The sequence below is a fragment of the Mesorhizobium amorphae CCNWGS0123 genome (assembly GCF_001686985.1).
In the GTDB taxonomy this organism is placed as follows: domain Bacteria; phylum Pseudomonadota; class Alphaproteobacteria; order Rhizobiales; family Rhizobiaceae; genus Mesorhizobium; species Mesorhizobium amorphae.
Genome location: NZ_CP015318.1, coordinates 4,307,074 through 4,322,505, shown reverse-complemented (window position 1 = coordinate 4,322,505; position 15,432 = coordinate 4,307,074). Strand labels below are relative to the sequence as shown.

At 62.3% G+C, this 15,432-nt stretch carries 20 protein-coding genes; 10 read left to right on the top strand and 10 right to left on the bottom strand.

Annotation, left to right across the window (positions count from 1 at the left end; translation table 11 throughout):
* Positions 1-116: 116 nt before the first annotated feature.
* A complete protein-coding gene (gene gloA / locus A6B35_RS20410) occupies positions 117-557 on the bottom strand; it encodes a lactoylglutathione lyase (RefSeq protein WP_006200860.1) in 441 nt (146 codons plus the stop codon).
* Positions 558-772: 215 nt separating this feature from the next.
* Here gloA and A6B35_RS20405 point away from each other — a divergent pair, with 215 nt between their 5' ends.
* From A6B35_RS20405 to A6B35_RS20390, 4 genes are all read left to right on the top strand, one after another.
* Entirely contained in the window at positions 773-1,369 is a 597-nt protein-coding gene (locus A6B35_RS20405) for a cold-shock protein (RefSeq protein WP_006200859.1), read from the top strand.
* 182 nt (positions 1,370-1,551) lie between these two features.
* Positions 1,552-2,115: a DUF192 domain-containing protein gene (locus A6B35_RS20400; RefSeq protein ID WP_006200858.1), complete on the top strand. Its 564-nt coding sequence runs from the start codon at positions 1,552-1,554 to the stop codon at positions 2,113-2,115.
* Positions 2,116-2,131: 16 nt separating this feature from the next.
* A complete protein-coding gene (locus A6B35_RS20395) occupies positions 2,132-2,899 on the top strand; it encodes an alpha/beta fold hydrolase (RefSeq protein ID WP_006200857.1) in 768 nt (255 codons plus the stop codon).
* A gap of 61 nt (positions 2,900-2,960) precedes the next feature.
* Entirely contained in the window at positions 2,961-3,461 is a 501-nt protein-coding gene (locus tag A6B35_RS20390) for a GNAT family N-acetyltransferase (protein WP_006200856.1), read from the top strand.
* 6 nt (positions 3,462-3,467) lie between these two features.
* On the opposite strand, the gene A6B35_RS20385 is transcribed toward A6B35_RS20390, so the two are convergent.
* The gene (locus tag A6B35_RS20385) at positions 3,468-4,076 is read right to left on the bottom strand and encodes an HD domain-containing protein (protein ID WP_006200855.1); all 609 of its coding nucleotides are present in this window, start codon (positions 4,074-4,076) and stop codon (positions 3,468-3,470) included.
* Positions 4,077-4,287: 211 nt separating this feature from the next.
* Here A6B35_RS20385 and A6B35_RS20380 point away from each other — a divergent pair, with 211 nt between their 5' ends.
* The 3 genes from A6B35_RS20380 to A6B35_RS20370 all read left to right on the top strand — a co-directional run bounded on the left by A6B35_RS20380 (position 4,288) and on the right by A6B35_RS20370 (position 6,327).
* Positions 4,288-4,908 carry a VOC family protein gene (locus A6B35_RS20380; protein ID WP_006200854.1) on the top strand — a complete coding sequence of 207 codons (621 nt, stop codon included), beginning with the start codon at positions 4,288-4,290 and terminating at the stop codon, positions 4,906-4,908.
* 215 nt (positions 4,909-5,123) lie between these two features.
* A complete protein-coding gene (cysE, locus tag A6B35_RS20375) occupies positions 5,124-5,972 on the top strand; it encodes a serine O-acetyltransferase (protein WP_006200853.1) in 849 nt (282 codons plus the stop codon).
* Positions 5,973-6,123: 151 nt separating this feature from the next.
* Complete coding sequence (locus A6B35_RS20370; protein WP_006200852.1) at positions 6,124-6,327, top strand: DUF3126 family protein; 204 nt, start codon at positions 6,124-6,126, stop codon at positions 6,325-6,327.
* An 80-nt stretch (positions 6,328-6,407) separates the two neighbouring features.
* Here the strand turns inward: A6B35_RS20370 and A6B35_RS20365 are convergent, their stop codons facing one another.
* On the bottom strand, positions 6,408-7,139 hold the full coding sequence (locus A6B35_RS20365; RefSeq protein ID WP_006200851.1) for a hypothetical protein: 732 nt from the start codon (positions 7,137-7,139) through the stop codon (positions 6,408-6,410).
* A 128-nt stretch (positions 7,140-7,267) separates the two neighbouring features.
* Between A6B35_RS20365 and A6B35_RS20360 the strand changes: the two genes are divergently transcribed.
* Positions 7,268-7,606, top strand: coding sequence for a DUF6949 family protein (locus tag A6B35_RS20360; protein WP_006200850.1), 339 nt, complete (start codon positions 7,268-7,270; stop codon positions 7,604-7,606).
* 84 nt (positions 7,607-7,690) lie between these two features.
* Positions 7,691-8,218 carry a gamma carbonic anhydrase family protein gene (locus A6B35_RS20355; protein ID WP_006200849.1) on the top strand — a complete coding sequence of 176 codons (528 nt, stop codon included), beginning with the start codon at positions 7,691-7,693 and terminating at the stop codon, positions 8,216-8,218.
* 47 nt (positions 8,219-8,265) lie between these two features.
* Here the strand turns inward: A6B35_RS20355 and A6B35_RS20350 are convergent, their stop codons facing one another.
* The 5 genes from A6B35_RS20350 to A6B35_RS20330 all read right to left on the bottom strand — a co-directional run bounded on the left by A6B35_RS20350 (position 8,266) and on the right by A6B35_RS20330 (position 12,184).
* Entirely contained in the window at positions 8,266-8,820 is a 555-nt protein-coding gene (locus tag A6B35_RS20350) for an ankyrin repeat domain-containing protein (RefSeq protein ID WP_006200848.1), read from the bottom strand.
* 7 nt (positions 8,821-8,827) lie between these two features.
* Positions 8,828-9,577 (bottom strand): NYN domain-containing protein, encoded by a 750-nt coding sequence (locus A6B35_RS20345; RefSeq protein WP_040582287.1) that lies wholly within the window; start codon positions 9,575-9,577, stop codon positions 8,828-8,830.
* A 346-nt stretch (positions 9,578-9,923) separates the two neighbouring features.
* Entirely contained in the window at positions 9,924-10,529 is a 606-nt protein-coding gene (locus tag A6B35_RS20340) for a transglutaminase-like cysteine peptidase (RefSeq protein WP_006200845.1), read from the bottom strand.
* A 270-nt stretch (positions 10,530-10,799) separates the two neighbouring features.
* On the bottom strand, positions 10,800-11,417 hold the full coding sequence (locus A6B35_RS20335; RefSeq protein WP_006200844.1) for a PilZ domain-containing protein: 618 nt from the start codon (positions 11,415-11,417) through the stop codon (positions 10,800-10,802).
* 128 nt (positions 11,418-11,545) lie between these two features.
* Positions 11,546-12,184: a PAS domain-containing protein gene (locus tag A6B35_RS20330; protein ID WP_006200843.1), complete on the bottom strand. Its 639-nt coding sequence runs from the start codon at positions 12,182-12,184 to the stop codon at positions 11,546-11,548.
* 681 nt (positions 12,185-12,865) lie between these two features.
* Between A6B35_RS20330 and A6B35_RS20325 the strand changes: the two genes are divergently transcribed.
* Complete coding sequence (locus tag A6B35_RS20325; RefSeq protein ID WP_425277647.1) at positions 12,866-13,897, top strand: substrate-binding domain-containing protein; 1,032 nt, start codon at positions 12,866-12,868, stop codon at positions 13,895-13,897.
* Positions 13,898-13,973: 76 nt separating this feature from the next.
* On the opposite strand, the gene A6B35_RS20320 is transcribed toward A6B35_RS20325, so the two are convergent.
* Together A6B35_RS20320 and A6B35_RS20315 are read right to left on the bottom strand one after the other, a co-directional pair.
* A complete protein-coding gene (locus tag A6B35_RS20320; RefSeq protein WP_006200841.1) occupies positions 13,974-14,267 on the bottom strand; it encodes a MoaD/ThiS family protein in 294 nt (97 codons plus the stop codon).
* A gap of 5 nt (positions 14,268-14,272) precedes the next feature.
* Entirely contained in the window at positions 14,273-15,355 is a 1,083-nt protein-coding gene (locus A6B35_RS20315) for a WD40/YVTN/BNR-like repeat-containing protein (protein WP_006200840.1), read from the bottom strand.
* Between the last annotated feature and the right edge of the window lie 77 nt (positions 15,356-15,432).

Sequence of the window (15,432 nt, the reverse complement as noted above, 5' to 3'; positions counted from 1 at the left end):
CGCGCCAGCCTTGCGAAGCTGGCGCGACAGCCGGGTACATAGGTGCCGTCATGCAAAACGGCAAAGGCCGCCGGGTGTCTCCGCCTGGCGACATCCGCTCAAGATAATTTGATCGGTTACCAGCTTCCGGTGTTCGGCATCGAAGCCCAGGGCTCGGCCTTGGGCTTGGCCGGGCCCTTCTGCAGCAGTTCGAACGAGATGCCGTCCGGCGACTTGACGAAGGCCATGTTGCCGTCGCGCGGCGGCCGGTTGATGGTGACGCCATTGTCCATCAGATGCTGGCATGTGGCATAGATGTCGTCGACCTCATAGGCGAGGTGGCCGAAATTGCGGCCGCCCTTGTATTCTTCCGGGTCCCAATTGTAGGTCAGTTCGAGCAGCGGCGCCTTGTCTGCGATGCCGCTCTGCTCGTCCTCGGACGCGGCAAGGAAGATCAGCGTGAAACGCCCCTGCTCATTTTCATGGCGGCGCACTTCCTTCATGCCGAGCTTGTTGCAGTAGAAATCGAGCGATGCATCGACATCGGCGACGCGAACCATGGTGTGCAGATAGCGCATGTGATTTCCTCGATATGTTGGGGTGCGGCGCAACATAGGGGCCACCCGGCCAAAGGGCAATTGCCCCATCCGGACCCGCCGGCAAACGACAAATCCGGTTTTCCTGTATTGAACCGTGAAAAAAGGCACGTCAGGCCTTGCACAGACCGGAATCCCCGGTGTTAATCTGATGTCAAGAATCAGTTGTGGTGTTCTTGAAAAAAGGGGGCGTTCTTATGGGGGAAAAGGCCTCTTTCACGGGGCGGGACGGAAGCCTTGACGACGCCTTGACGCGAGACAGCGGTGGCGACACCGCCGATCTCGTCGAAATCGCCGGTGCCATCAAGTGGTTCGACGTGGCCAAGGGCTACGGGTTCATTCTTCCGGACGATGGTGTATCCGGCGACATCCTCCTCCATGTGACATGCCTTCGAAAGGACGGGTTCCAGACCGCTCTGGAAGGCGCGCGCGTCGTCTGCCTCGTCAAGCAGGGCGAGCGCGGCCTGCAGGCCTTCCGGGTGCTGTCCATGGATGCCAGCACGGCGGTCCATCCTGCGGAGATGCAGGAGCAGCGCACCCACATCACAGTGACGCCCGAAAGCGGCCTCGAACGGGCGCTGGTGAAGTGGTTCAACCGCACCAAGGGATTCGGCTTCCTGACCCGCGGCGAAGGTACCGAGGACATTTTCGTCCATATGGAGACGTTGCGCCGCTACGGCATCACCGAGCTCAGGCCCGGTCAGGTCGTTCTGGTCCGCTTCGGCCGCGGCGACAAGGGCCTTATGGCCGCCGAAATCCACCCGGATGTGGGCACTTTGCCGGTCTCGCACTGAGGCGTGTTGATATTCAGCCGGCCTGCAATGGCTGCTTGGCCTGACCTGAATCTCAACACACCTTGGAGCCTGATCCATCCCGGTTGAATCGGGATGGGGGTCTATCTTTTACTTGACCATCACCTTTTCCGAACCGAAGTTCTGGATTATGGCCCGGGACGAATTCCGGCCGAGGAAAATGTATGGCTCCCAGGAACTGGCTGACAGCGGGCGCGATGTGCGCCGCCTTGGCTTTCGCCGCGGCAGCGAGTGCCTATTTCTATTCGCAGCAGCCGACTGCGGCGGACGGCCAGGCAATGATCCTGCCCGTCGATCCGACGCCGCTGGTCGCGGAGACGAAGTCGGGCGAGCGCTCCTTTTCCATTGAAATCGCCGATTCGTCCGACGAGCGCGAGGCCGGCCTGATGTTCCGCAAGGACATGGCCGACGACCACGGCATGCTGTTCGTGTTCGAGAGTTCCGGGCCGCTGACCTTCTGGATGAAGAACACACCGATGCCGCTCGACCTGATCTTTGTCGGCCAGGACGGCAAGGTCCGCTCGATCAAGCGAGGAGAACCGGAATCCGAGGCGGTCATCTCGTCCGGCCTGCCGGTGCGCTTCGTGCTCGAACTCAAGGCGGGCACGGCCGCCAAAGACGGCATCGCGTATGGCGACCTGTTGCGCCATCCGGCAATCGGCACCGAACCCGGGTCCGCGATGCCGCCGGCGGACAAGGGCGACGCGCCCAACATCGATTCCAACTGAGCATTTCGGATTGCCGATGCAGTTTCTTTCCCATGACGGCCTCGATCTTGCGTTCCTCGATCGCCAGCCGGCGTCGGGCCATGGCGATCCGGTGCTGATGATCCACGGCTTTGCCTCCAGCCACTATGTCAACTGGGTGTCGCCCGGCTGGTTCAAGACGCTGAACGATGCCGGCTACCGCGCCATCGCTTTCGACAATCGCGGCCACGGTTCGTCGTCGAAGAGCTACAACGAGGCTGATTATACGCCCGCAAAAATGGCCTCGGACGGGGCAGCGCTGCTCGACCATCTCGGCATCGAGCGCGCGCATGTCATGGGCTATTCGATGGGCGCGCGTATCTCTGCATTCCTGGCATTGTCCGATCCGGACAAGGTGGCGACGCTGGTGTTCGGGGGGCTCGGCATCGGAATGGTCGACGGCGTCGGCGACTGGGATCCGATCGCCGCAGCGCTGCTTGCGGACGATCCCGATGCCACGAGCCATCCGCGTGGCCGCTCGTTCCGCGCCTTCGCCGACCAGACGCGCAGCGACCGCCGGGCACTGGCCGCCTGCATCGCCACGTCACGCGAATTGCTCAGCGAGGACGACATGGCGCGCATTGCCCAGCCGACCCTGGTCGCCGTTGGAACGAAGGACGACATTGGCGGTTCACCGGACGAACTGGCGGCGCTGATGCCGAACGCCAGGGCTTTTCACATCGAGGGCCGCGACCATATGCTGGCGGTCGGCGACAAGAGCTTCAAACAGCGCGTGCTGGAGTTTTACGCCGAAAACCCCCTTTGAAGCAGCGGCGGCCCCGATGTCATCCGGGTGCCGTACCCTTCAGCCTCGGGCCAGAATTGCCATGGTCGACCTTCTCGTCACCTATATGGAGATGATCGCGCCGCCGTCCGGCGACGCCTTTGCGGCTCCCGCGCCGGGTGCGATGGTCGCGCACGAAACGCTCGATATCGCCGGCTATGAACGCCTCTACCGCGCAGTCGGCGAGCCCGTGCAGTGGGACCAGCGGCTGCGCATGGGTTCAGGCGAGCTCGAGCGGCTACTCGCGCTTGCATCGACGCATATCCATGTCCTGCGTGTCGATGGCGAGGCCGCCGGTCTGTGCGAATTCAACAGCGTCGGCCAGGCGGACGTCGAGCTGACCCATTTCGGGCTCATCCCCAGATTTCAGGGCCGCAAGCTCGGTCCGTTCCTGCTTGACCGATCGCTTCGCGCCGTCTGGTCGCATCGGCCCAGGAGGCTGTGGCTGCACACCGACACCTTCGACCACCCCGGCGCGCAGTCGGTCTACACGCGTGCAGGGTTCAGGCCCTTTTTGCAGCGCATGGAGACATTTCCGGATTAGGAATCCTTAGGGTTCGAGCGCCGCGATCGATCGCGCCATGTTGCGCCGGGCTTGCGGTTCGCACCGCTGCCGGAATTCCTCGGTGTGATAGATATGCGGGCGGGCGAGCAACGTCTTCAGGACTGCAGCGCGACCGGCCCGCCACATCGCTTCCTCGACCCAGCCATATTCGCGGCGGACCGCCTGTTCATAGGCGTCGAACACCTCGGGTGCGGCACCGAGGATCGAAAGGTCCATGTCGAGGAACAGCGCTGCGTCGCCGATGAAGTGCTCGTCGCCAAGCCTTTGAAGGCTGGGCAGTTCGTGCGTGGCGGTGGCGACGATCATCGCCGCTATGCGGCCAAGACGTTCCGGATCGGTGCGACCGGCGAGTTTTTCTCGGGCAAGCGCTGCGCTCCTGGCCTCGTTGTCCTTGGCCCGGCTGTCGTAGATGGCGTCGTGGAACCAGATCGCCGTTTCGACGGCTTCGGGGTCGCTCAGTGATGCGCGATAGTCCCCGGCCAACGCCAGCATCGCCTCGATATGGGCGAGGTTGTGGTAGTGACGGCCTTCCGCCCGATAGAGTGCTGAGAGCTCGCCTTTCAGCGGCTTGTCGATCAAGGGTTGGGTTTCCATTTTCGTCATCCACCCAGTTAATCGATCTCAGCGTCCTGGAGTCAAAGGCAATTGCTATGGATGGACCGAGTTTTCTCCGGCATCTGGCGCGCCTGGAACTACCCGATGATCCGATTGACTAAAGCACATCACGGCGAGAAGCTGCCTTGCGCGGGCAGGGCCCTAAGGAATGTGTTGCCACTCTCAAGGCACTCGAACCAAGGAGCTTGACATGACCAGTACCCGGACGCTCGACATGAAGCTCGAGGCCGTCGTCATCCCTGTTTCGGATGTCGATCGTGCCAAGCGTTTTTACAGCGGCTTGCGTTGGCGGCTCGACGCCGACTTTGTCGTCGGCGATGTATTTCGGGTGGTGCAGTTCACGCCTCCGGGGTCACCGTGCTCGATCCATTTCGGCAACGGCCTCACGACAGCCGCGCCAGGCTCGGCAAAGGTGCTCTATCTCATCGTATCCGATATCGATGCTGCGCGCGCCGAACTCGTGGCAAGAGGGGTCGAGGCAAGCGAGGTGTTCCACCGTGCAGGTCCTGGGCAGCCGGCGATCAGCGGCAGGCATCCTGAGGGACGCAGCTACTCCTCCTTCGCCACGTTCAGCGATCCGGACGGCAATGGCTGGCTGCTGCAGGAGGTCACCCAGCGATTGCCTGGGCGCGTGGACGCTCACGACACCACGGTCACCTCATCGGCCGATCTGGCGGCCGCGCTTCGGCGTGCGGCAGCGGCACACGGCGAACACGAGAAGCGGACAGGCGGTCAACGCGATGAGAACTGGCCCGACTGGTACGCCGAATACATGGTCGCCGAACAGGCCGGGACGCCGCTGCCGACGTGAGCCGCGGCCATGACGTCATCGTCATGCGGCAGCATTGACACTAGGGACCTGCTCCGACGCGCGTGTGTCGGTCGCAAGGGTTCGTTTTCCATGGCTGCTTGATTTTCCATGAACCAAATCCATTTGACAGAGCACTAAGGAAAATTGAGTTCAATCCTGCTACGATCTGGCTTATATGTGCGGCCGGAGAATAGCCGGCAGGCCGGAGACCGTCGATGAACAGCATTACGATTGCCCGTCCCAGTGTGGTGCAGCCGGTCGATCCGATCTGGCGCTCGATCCGCGATGAGGCGATGGAAGCGGTCAACCGCGATCCGCTGCTGGCGGCGTTCCTCTATTCCACCATCCTCAATCAGGAAAGCCTGGAGGAAGCGGTCATCCACCGGTTGGCCGAGCGCCTCGACCATCAGGACGTCGGCTCGGACCTCATTCGCCAGACCTTCAAGTCGATGCTGGCCGACGACAAGGACTGGCCGACGACGGTGCGCGTCGACATCCAGGCCTATTATGATCGCGATCCGGCCTGCGACCGCTTCATCATGCCGGTGCTCTATTTCAAGGGTTTTCATGCCATCCAGACCCATAGGCTGGCGCACTGGCTGTGGAACCAGGGCCGCAGGGATTTCGCGCTCTATCTGCAGAGCCGCTCGTCCTCGGTGTTCCAGACCGACATCAATCCGGCCGCCCGCATCGGCAAGGGCATCTTCATCGATCATGCCACCGGCCTCGTCGTCGGCGAGACCGCGGTGATCGAGGACGACGTGTCGATCCTGCACGGCGTGACGCTCGGCGGCACCGGCAAGGCCGGCGGCGACCGTCACCCGAAGATCCGCCGTGGCGTGCTCATCGGTGCCGGCGCCAAGATCCTCGGCAACATCGAAGTCGGCCATTGCTCGAAGATCGCGGCGGGCTCGGTGGTGCTGTCGCCGGTGCCGCACAACAAGACGGTTGCCGGCGTGCCCGCGCGGGTCGTGGGAGAAACGGGTTGCGACCAGCCTTCGCGGCAGATGGACCAGCTTCTGCCGTCGCAGACGATGGACCACGTCGTCAGCTTCGACATCTGATTTTCGCGTCCGAGCGGGCAGCCGGATTCCGGGTGCCTGCTTCGGCCGCTCAGTTCCCGCGTCATATCCCTACGGCTTGCCTTTACATCGCCATCGTCTGCGTGTCAGAAGCGCGTTCCAACGAACAAGCCCGACATTTCGGAGAAGACTTTTGAAGCCGGACGAAATCAGAAAACTGGACGCCTATTTCAAGCGCGTCTTCCAGAATCCCAAGCTCGAGGTGAAGGCACGTCCGCGCAAGGAGGATTCGGCCGAGGTCTATGTCGGCGACGAATTCCTCGGCATCGTCTTCAAGGACGAGGATGACGGCGACTACAATTTCTCGATGGCGATCCTCGACATCGATCTGGCTTGAGCCTGAATTCGCGGCTGGCCGGTGCTGCAGCGATGCGGCCCGGCCAGCCGTTTGCATTTATGAACAGGCAACGAAGGGCTTTAGCGCCCTGTCTTCAGCGCATGCGCGGTCTGGGCGGCAATCGCGGCATCAAGCGCCTGCCAGTCGCCGAGAAACTCCCGCGGAAATCGATAGGTGAGGCTGAGGCCGTCGCCGACATGGATGTCGCGCTCGCAGGGCGCCAGCGATTCCTCGGCAGTCGGTCCGCTCAGGCAACGCGCGACGAACGGGTCCTTGCCTGGGCGCTTGGCGACCGCAAGCAGCTCGTTGAGGTAGCCTGATTTTTCGGTGAAGCGATAAAGCGTCGTGCCGCCCGGTCCCGCTGTGCCCGGCTGGGCGATCAAGGCGCTGTAGATCGGGGTGAAGCGGCCGCTCATGTCGCGCGACATCATCTGTTGCTCGAACGACAGGAAGACGATGTCCCTGCTCGATCCGGTGTGATTGAAGTCGTCGCGGGCGGCGGCGCTGTAGCCGTCCATCTCGGGATAACGCAGATAGAGGTCGAGCCGCGAGGCGATGCCGTCGCGCCGCGCCTGCTCGAACCGGATCATGTTTGCCGGCACGGCGATGACATTGTTGCCGATCACCACCTCATGGATCGTCGTGTCGTCGGTGTAGCCGGCCATGGCGATCGAGCGGCCAAGCCATTTGCCGCCCAGGCTGATCAGCACCGACAACAGCGCCAGCGCCGCGAAGATATAGAACACCCGCTTCATCAGCGTGGAATCGACGATGTCGAATTCCGGACCGTTCGCGGCCGCTGCCTGCTTCATCGCAATCCCCGATGTCGTCGCCCGCAACTCCCGCAGGTGTCCTGGGGCGGCACACATGGCGCGGCATGGCTCTTGCAGCGCCCATTTCGAAACCGACTGTGCGGTTTCATGGTAAACGGGAGGTAAAGATGGGCCCTGTCGAGCTCGTTCTGTTTGCTTTTGCGGTCGGCCTGACCGCATGCGGCCTGGCCGGATCGGCGATGGAGCTGATGTCGGGTCGCCGGCTTGCCTTTGCCGAACCCTATGTCTCGCCGACGCGTATCGTGCGCTCGCTGGCCGCGACGGCTTGCGCCGGGCCGTTCATGCTCGTCAACGATGCCCTGGATGCCCGCAGGCAAGGCCGCATCTCGACCTTGGCGCTGATCTCCTGCGGCTGCACGGCCGTCGCCTGGGCGCTGGCGCTGGGCGTTGTTCTGATCGCAACTGCGTCGTGGGCGAACACGCCCTTGGAGCAGTTCAGCTTTTGATAGGATGGCTGGCCCGCTAGGCACTTTTCCTGGAATTGCTCTAGTCTCGAACGACTACGTGGCTCGAGACGATTCGGAGACGAGATGCCGGCCTATGCGATCGACGGGAAAACACCCAGCTTCGAGGACGCAGACAGCAACTGGATCGCGCCGGACGCGACGCTGATCGGCGACATCAAGGTCGGCCGCTATGCCGGCTTCTGGTTCGGTGTCGTCATCCGGGGCGACAATGAGCCGATCGTCATCGGCGCCGAGACCAATGTGCAGGAACATACGGTCATGCACACCGATCCCGGCTTTCCGCTGACCATCGGCGAGGGCTGCACGATCGGCCACCGCGCGCTGCTGCATGGCTGCACGATCGGCGACAACAGCCTGATCGGCATGGGTGCGATCGTGCTCAATGGCGCGAGGATCGGCAGGAATTCGCTGGTCGGCGCCGGCGCCCTGGTGACAGAAGGCAAGGAGTTCCCCGACAATTCGCTGATCGTCGGCTCGCCCGCGAAGGTGGTGAGGGAACTGGACGAAGCAGCGATCGCCAGGTTGCGCGGCTCGGCCGCACACTATGTCGCCAACGGCAAGCGGTTCAAGGCAGGGCTGAAGAAGGCCTGAGGTAGGTCTTCGGCTCTTCCACTATGGTTGCGCACCACCATCGAGCATCAATCGGAACCGCGCCTGCGCATCGCATCACGCAGCAATGAAGCGCCGGCTTCGAAGCCGGCCGCATCGGCTTCCGCCAGGGCTGTCGTATAGTCGTCGATGCGGGTTTTGAGCGACGGGTCGGCGCCCGCCGCCAGGAGCAGGCGGATCGCTTCGGCGTCGCGAATGGCCACCGCATAGTGGAGCGGTGTCCAGTCGTTGACGCCTCGCATATCAGGATCCGCGCCGTGGTCGATCAGGATGCGGATGATGTCGAGCTTGTCCGTCCGTTTGGTGGAGAGCGCCGCAATGATCGAAGGAAATCCGCCATGGTCCTCGTAGTTCGGATTCGAGTCCGCATCTAGCAAGGTCGAGATGAAGGCGATGGGACTCCAGTAGATCGCATATTCCAGCGGATGGCCGAGACCGAGCTCGAACGGCATCGGCTCGTCGTACCAGCGCGGCGAGCCGCCGAGGGCTTTGCCAAGGGCGTCGAAGTCACCGGCCTTGAACGCATCGTCGATGGCCTTGAACAGCCTGTGGCGCTCGCATCGGTCTTCCGGGATTTCCAGCATGGCGGCGTCACTCGGATTTGCTTTTCCCTTTTTTCGCTGCAGCTTTGATCCGTATTCGCATGGCCCCACCTTTGGGATTTTCAATCTCGAATGCGGCTGTATTCCTCACCAGGTCGCTAAGTTTGCTGAAGCCGTAGGTGCGAGGGTCGAAGTCGGAGAAGAGGTTTAAAAGCTGCTTGCCGAAGGTGCCTAGAAGCACCCAGCCATCTTCGCTTTCCATCTGGCCGATGACCTTCCGCAGTATGGGCGTCGCGGCGCTCGGCACCTCAAGTGGCCTTCTGGCCGGCGCAGCATCCTGACTATCCTCAGTGCCGCGGAGAAGGTTTTCGGTATAGACGAAACGGCGACATGCCTGCCGGAAACTCTCCGGGGTTTTCTGCTCCCCAAACCCGAACACATCAACACCTTGTTCGCGTATGCGTGCGGCAAGCCGGGTGAAGTCACTGTCGGAAGAGACCAGACAGAAGCCGTCGAAGCGACCACTGTGAAGCAGGTCCATCGCGTCGATCACGAGTGTGATATCGGAAGCGTTCTTCCCGGTGGTGTAAGCAAACTGCTGCTGAGGAATGATCGCGTGCTTCGATAAAACGTCAGCCCATCCCTTCGACCGGGCATTTGCGAAGTCACCATAGATGCGACGGACGCTGGCCTCGCCGATCTTGGCGATCTCGTCGAACAGGCCGTCGACAATCTTGGCGGAAGCGTTATCAGCGTCGATAAGGACCGCCAAGCGCGGTGATCGGGGTTCGGTCGGCATGCAGGAATTCCCGCGACTGGCGCACTCTCGGATTTCGAACTAGCCGGAGAAACCATAGCCGGCCCCGGGACTTGCTGTTGTAGCAGAGGCGGGCCGCAAACAGAAATCTGAGCTATTGAAACCGTATCTTCGGTCAGAATTTCAACAGCTTACCCCAGAAATGGCGGAGCCGGCCCGGGGACGGGGCCGGCTCCTAAAACCCGGTCGTTGGGGACGGGGAGGGTGGGGACTCGACCGGGTTTTCTCCCTAAGCGCGTCGCATTCGTGCGATGCGCTTAACCTCTGCTTTGTGCATGTCGTTATCCCAAAACCGCTGCGCACTTTTGGGCGACATGCATTGGCGTCCTCAGCGGACGCTGGCGACCGCGTCCTCGCGGCCATCGTTGATCGTCACCCAAACGCCCGAATTCTCCGTCGATTGGCGCTTCAGGTAGGTATAGTCGGTGTCGGTCCAGGCCAGCACCTTGAGCTGCAGATTGTCGAGGATGAACTCGCCGAGGCTGGTGCGCACGGTGAGCACGGCATGGCCGTCGCCGTTCGGCTGGCGCGCCACCGTCATCAGGAGGTCGCCGGCCGGAACGCCGATGTTCATCAGCTCGCGGCGCTTTTCCAGCGCATAGTCCTCGCAGTCGCCAAAACCGCTGTCGGGATAGGACCAGACCTCTTCCTTGCCCCACATTTCCATGTCGGTGCGCGGCGTGATCCTGGTGTTGACCGAATTGTTGATGCTGACGATCTTCGCCCAGAGCTTGCGGGTCAGTTCGATCGGTGCCTGCTTCGGCGTCCTTTCGGTGCATTCTCCTGGAAGCTTCTGGCAGAATTCGTAGTGGCCGACCGGCTGGGTGGTGCGGCCGCCCGTGTGCATGAAAACCGGCCCTGCATAGGCTGTAGCCAAAGCAGAAAGCTGCATCGCCATTGCCATGAGCAACAGCCCGCCCCTCGTCTTCTTCATTGTTTTAGTCTCCCCGTTTGAGGAGACCTTGTCACAGGTGGATTTATTTGACGCAAAAACCCGAAGTAGACATTGAGTAAAACGCCAATAGAATAAACATAAAATTTGAATTAGTTTGATCTAAAATTGCTTGGGCCTTGTCCGGAGCCAGTTTTTGCCGGTGTGCAACCCGTGTCTCAGCGTGGGTCATTTTGGTCGCGGGCGTCGGTGAGAACAACAAAAAAACCGGCCGCAATGGGCCGGTTCAATCGTCTGGCGGATTGCCGCTCGTCAGGAGCGCGGCGCGTTGAATTCGGAGTCCAGGGTTTCCGGGCGCTGGATGACGGCGAATTCGACGGCGACGCCGTCCTCGAAGTGACGCACCACCTGGCCGCGCATCGTGCCAAGCATGACCTGGATGCCGATCGCCGGCTTGACGTCGATCTCGATCGCCGCGCCCGACAGCGACAGGTCGATGATGCGGCACTGGTACTGGCGTCCGTCGGTAAGCTGGAGCACGCTCATCGGATTGCGCGGCGCGACGCGCTCGTGGCGGCGGTCTTCCGGCAGGTCGAGCTCATGCTTGTTGGCGAGCCAGGTCAGCTGCGCGGCGAGCTTGTCCTTCTTGCGCTCCGAGGCAATGACGGTCATGGCGAAGCCGTCCTGCGAGGTGCGGGTGACGACGCCTTCGATGCGGCCGATGTGGTCGATATAGGCGATGACTTTTTCGCCGGGCATGCCGATGCGCTCGGTGCGCAACGCGACATTGCCAGGCGACATGTCGATCACCTGGCACGGGTGCTCGGTGCGATCTTCCAGCATGAAGCGCCCATAGATCTTGACCCGGACGCGCTGAAAGTTACGCCTTTCGGCGCGGGACGGCGCGTAGTCGACCGCCGCTGACCTCATGACTGCCTACACCCCGTTGGCATTCCCGCGCGTCGATGCGAGGAATTTCACCCGGAAAAGTACAGCCATGCAGGTTAACAAAGAAGAAAAGTCCGCCATCAGCCTTAAGATAAGGCTTCAGATTTGAACTATTCCCCACGCCCACCGTCGAACACCACGAGATGGCGGATGCGGCGCGCGCGACCGAGCGTCGAAATCGTTTCGGGCGGGTCGTATTCGGAGGGGACAAGCGAGGGAACGCTGATCGCCGGCCGGTTCTTCAGGAACATCGGCTCCTTGTCCGGATCGACGACGCGGATCGAATCGATCAGCGCATCGGTGATCGGATCGGCACCTAGCCAGAACGGCCTTTCGGCGGCGCTGATGACGCCCAGGCAGCGCGGATTCTCGACGCCGCCGTCGAGCGGCAGGGCAAGCAGTTCGAATTTGTTGGAACGGCCGTTGCGGCTGAAACCCTCATAGGTGATGAGCACCACCGACTTCTGGTCGAAGACGCCGTGAACCAGCCGCGCGACGAGCCGCTGGTCCTTCTCGCGCCACAAGGAAGGGAAGGAGAACCCCTTGAGTTCGCGGCCATATCCGGCGCAAAGCCTGGTGCCGGCAAGTCGGAACACCGCTTCGCCGCGCGTATCCCTTTCGAGGATGAACGTGTCGGCAAGCAGCGATTTGATATCGGCGGGCTCCACTTCCGAACGCTTCGGGGCGGAGCGCCCATCACGCAGCCGGTTCCAATAATGGAACAGCGTGATCGATCCGTTCTGGTTCATTTTGTGCTCTTCCGCGCAATCTGTCTTTTCATGTCCCATCGGCGAACAGACAGGGCGCCCTCCGATGACTACATGCGTTGCGTTGCAGGATGCGTGCCAGCATCGTTAACACTTGTTCACGGGTCGGGGACGTTAAGGTTAACAAGTGGTTTACGTTGCTGTCCGGCGGCGGCTATGGCACACCAAAACCACTCCAAAAACGGTCGTTTCGCAACGATCGGCAGCACTTCAGTCAAGAGTTCAGGGGAGCAGGGGACTCGACCAGCCGTTCAAGGGGGGACCTTGAACGGCTTCTTTTTTGATTCGCGCCACAGCGATTCGCGGTCGGGAACTTTTCGCTGGCCGCGGTGCGGGAAACAGTCCCGATGATCGATCGCGCCAAAAAGCGCGTCGCGCCTGAACGGCCTCATCCGACGCGCGTTAGGCTGCATGTCGTTATCCCAAAACCGCTGCGCACTTTTGGGCGACATGCACTAGCTCGCCAATCCCCGGGCGTTGGTGGCAGGCGACAGCAACATTTGCCAATCCAGCGCTTCGAAAGAGAAAAATCTGCGTTCCGGGCGGTTCTGTCGCCGCTGTACCTTTGCGCATTCGCTCATCGAGGCGCGACGGCGGCGATCCCGCGGTCCGGAGACGTGCCTTGCGGACGCAATTCCTTGGGGAACCCGTATGAAGACTTCCATTCTCAGACTATTCGCCGCCAGCCTGCTCGCCTCAGCAATTCCGGTCGCGGCGGTTCACGCTGCCGGGATCGCCGGCGCTCCGGCGCCTTTCGACAAGGGCGGCGTGAAAGTGGCGCTCGTCACCTTCATCTCCGCCGGCGATTTCTTTCAGGCCTATCAGGCCGGCGCGACGAAACAGGCGAAAGCGCTCGACATCGACCTCCAGATCTTTTCCGGCCGGCAGGATGCGGCCGCGCAGCGCGACCAGATCGAACAGGCGATCAATCTGGGCGTCCAGGCGATCATCATCGATCACGGCCAGCCTGAAGCCTTGAAGGACGTTGCGCAGAAGGCGCTCGACGCCGGCATCAAGGTCGTCGCTTTCGACGTCAATCTCGACAATCCGAAAATCCCGCAGGTCGAGCAGTCCGATCATGAGCTTGCCAAGGCAGCGCTCGGCCAGGCGATCAAGGACAACGGCACGTCGTTCCAGGCAGGCTATGTCTACGTCGCAGGCTTCGCGCCGCTCGACCGCCGCGATGAAATCTGGGACGAGACCAGGAAGGCCAATCCCGGCATCGTCGAGAAGGCACGCTGGGGGACGGTCAACGACACAACGGCGATATCGACGGCCGATCAGACCAAGGCCGCGTTCCAGGCCAATCCCGACATCAGCGTCGTCTTTGCTCCCTATGACGAGTTCGCGCGCGGCGTGAAGCTTGCCACCGACGAGCTCGGTATCTCAGGCAAGGTGAAGATCTATTCGGCCGATGTGTCGACGGCCGACATTACCGAGATCACCGCCGAGGGAAGTCCATGGGTCGCCACCGCGGCCACCAATCCGGCCGTCGTCGGCGCGGTTTCGGTCCGGGCGGCGGCCAAGCTGATCGCGGGAGAGGATCCGGGCCACAATATCGTCGTCAAACCGGTCCTGCTGACGCAGGAGGACTTGCGCAAGAACGGCATCAAGACGATCGAGGAGCTCGACGCCAAGCTTCCCGCTTTCGGCCAGAGCGATGCGGCGACAGCAAGCTGGATCCCGTCCAACTGACCTTTTTCTCCCCTCCCTCGCTTGCGGCGAGGGAGGGGATATCGTCGGAAGGCTCGGGCTACTTTTCTTCCCTGGCCTAGCCTCCGCTGATCGCCGTCAGGATAAAAACCTCGGTGCCGGGCGCGAGCCTGGTTTTCAGGGTTGCCTTCTCGCCATCGACGAAGACGTTCATATGGCGGCGGATCGCAGGGCGGGAGTCGCACATGCGGTCGCGCATGCCGGGCCAGAGCGCGTCCAGCCCGTCGATCATTTCCTTCACAGTCGAGGCCGGCAGTTCGACCCGGCGCGGCGCGCCGGGAAACAGGTCGATGAGCACGCCCGGGAGCCGGGCGACAACGAGGGACAGGCTGCTGGCGGTGTCGTTCGGCATTTGCCTTACCCGCTCACCACCATTGCCTCGACGGACAGGATCGTTGGCAGATGCCGAGCGATCTCCGACCAGTTTTCGCCTTCGTTGGCACTGGCGAAGAGCGAGCCGCCGCTGGTGCCGAAATAGACGCCGGCCGGCTCCAGGCTGTCGGTCGCCATGGCCTGCCGCAATACGCCGGCATAGCAGTCTTCCTGCGGCAGGCCCTTGCGCTCGTCCAACCAGGTGGCGCCCGCATCCTTCGTCTTCCAGACAGCCGCCTTCGCGTCCGGCACGTAGCGGCCGGCACTGTCGCCGTTGAGCGGCAGGAGGAAAAGCGTGTCGGCGTCGCGCGGATGCGTGGCCGCAGGAAAACCGAAGGTCGAGGGAAGGCCCTTCTCGATGCTCTGCCAGTTCTTGCCGCCGTCGTCGGAGCGGTACATGCCGCAATGGTTCTGCTGGTAGAGCCGATCGGGCCTGCCGGGCGCCATCACCAGGCAGTGCACGCACTGGCCGAACTCCGGATAGTTTTGTCCTTCGGGCAGGAAGTCTGCGCGGGTGCCGCGGTTACGCGGTTCCCAGGTCTTGCCGCCGTCCCAGGTGTAGAACACGCCTGCGGACGAAATGCCCACCCAGATCTGCTCCTCGTCTCTGGGGTGCGTGACGATGGAATGGAGGATGAGGCCGGCGCCGCCCGGGTTCCAGTCCTTGCGGCTGGGGTGGTTCTGCAAGCCCTCGATGTGGCTCCAGGTGGCGCCGTCGTCGTCGGAGCGAAACAGGCCGGCGGGCTGCACGCCGGCATAGAGGCTGCCGTTGCGCCTGGCGAGGCTCCAAACCGCCTTGATCGGTTCTTCGCCAGCCTCATAGGCCAAGCCGTCGCTGGAATGCGTCCAGGTCTCGCCAAGGTCGTTCGACTTCCAGACCGCCGGACCGAACCATTCGTTGCCGCCGGCGCCGTAGATCGCGCCGGTCGCGGCGTCGCCTACGACATGGTTCATCGGCCAGTGCTCGCAGAACGGACCGCGCAGCTTCCACGACCCGCGCTTGCCATCGCTCTCGGCGATGAAGGCGCCTTTTTTCGTGCCGACGAGGACCAGGACTTTTTCCGGCATTTTCTCCTCCCGATTGCATGCCTTTCATCAAGGACGGCCGAGCGTGGGCCTGGCCGACAGGGTCAGGAATTTTTTTT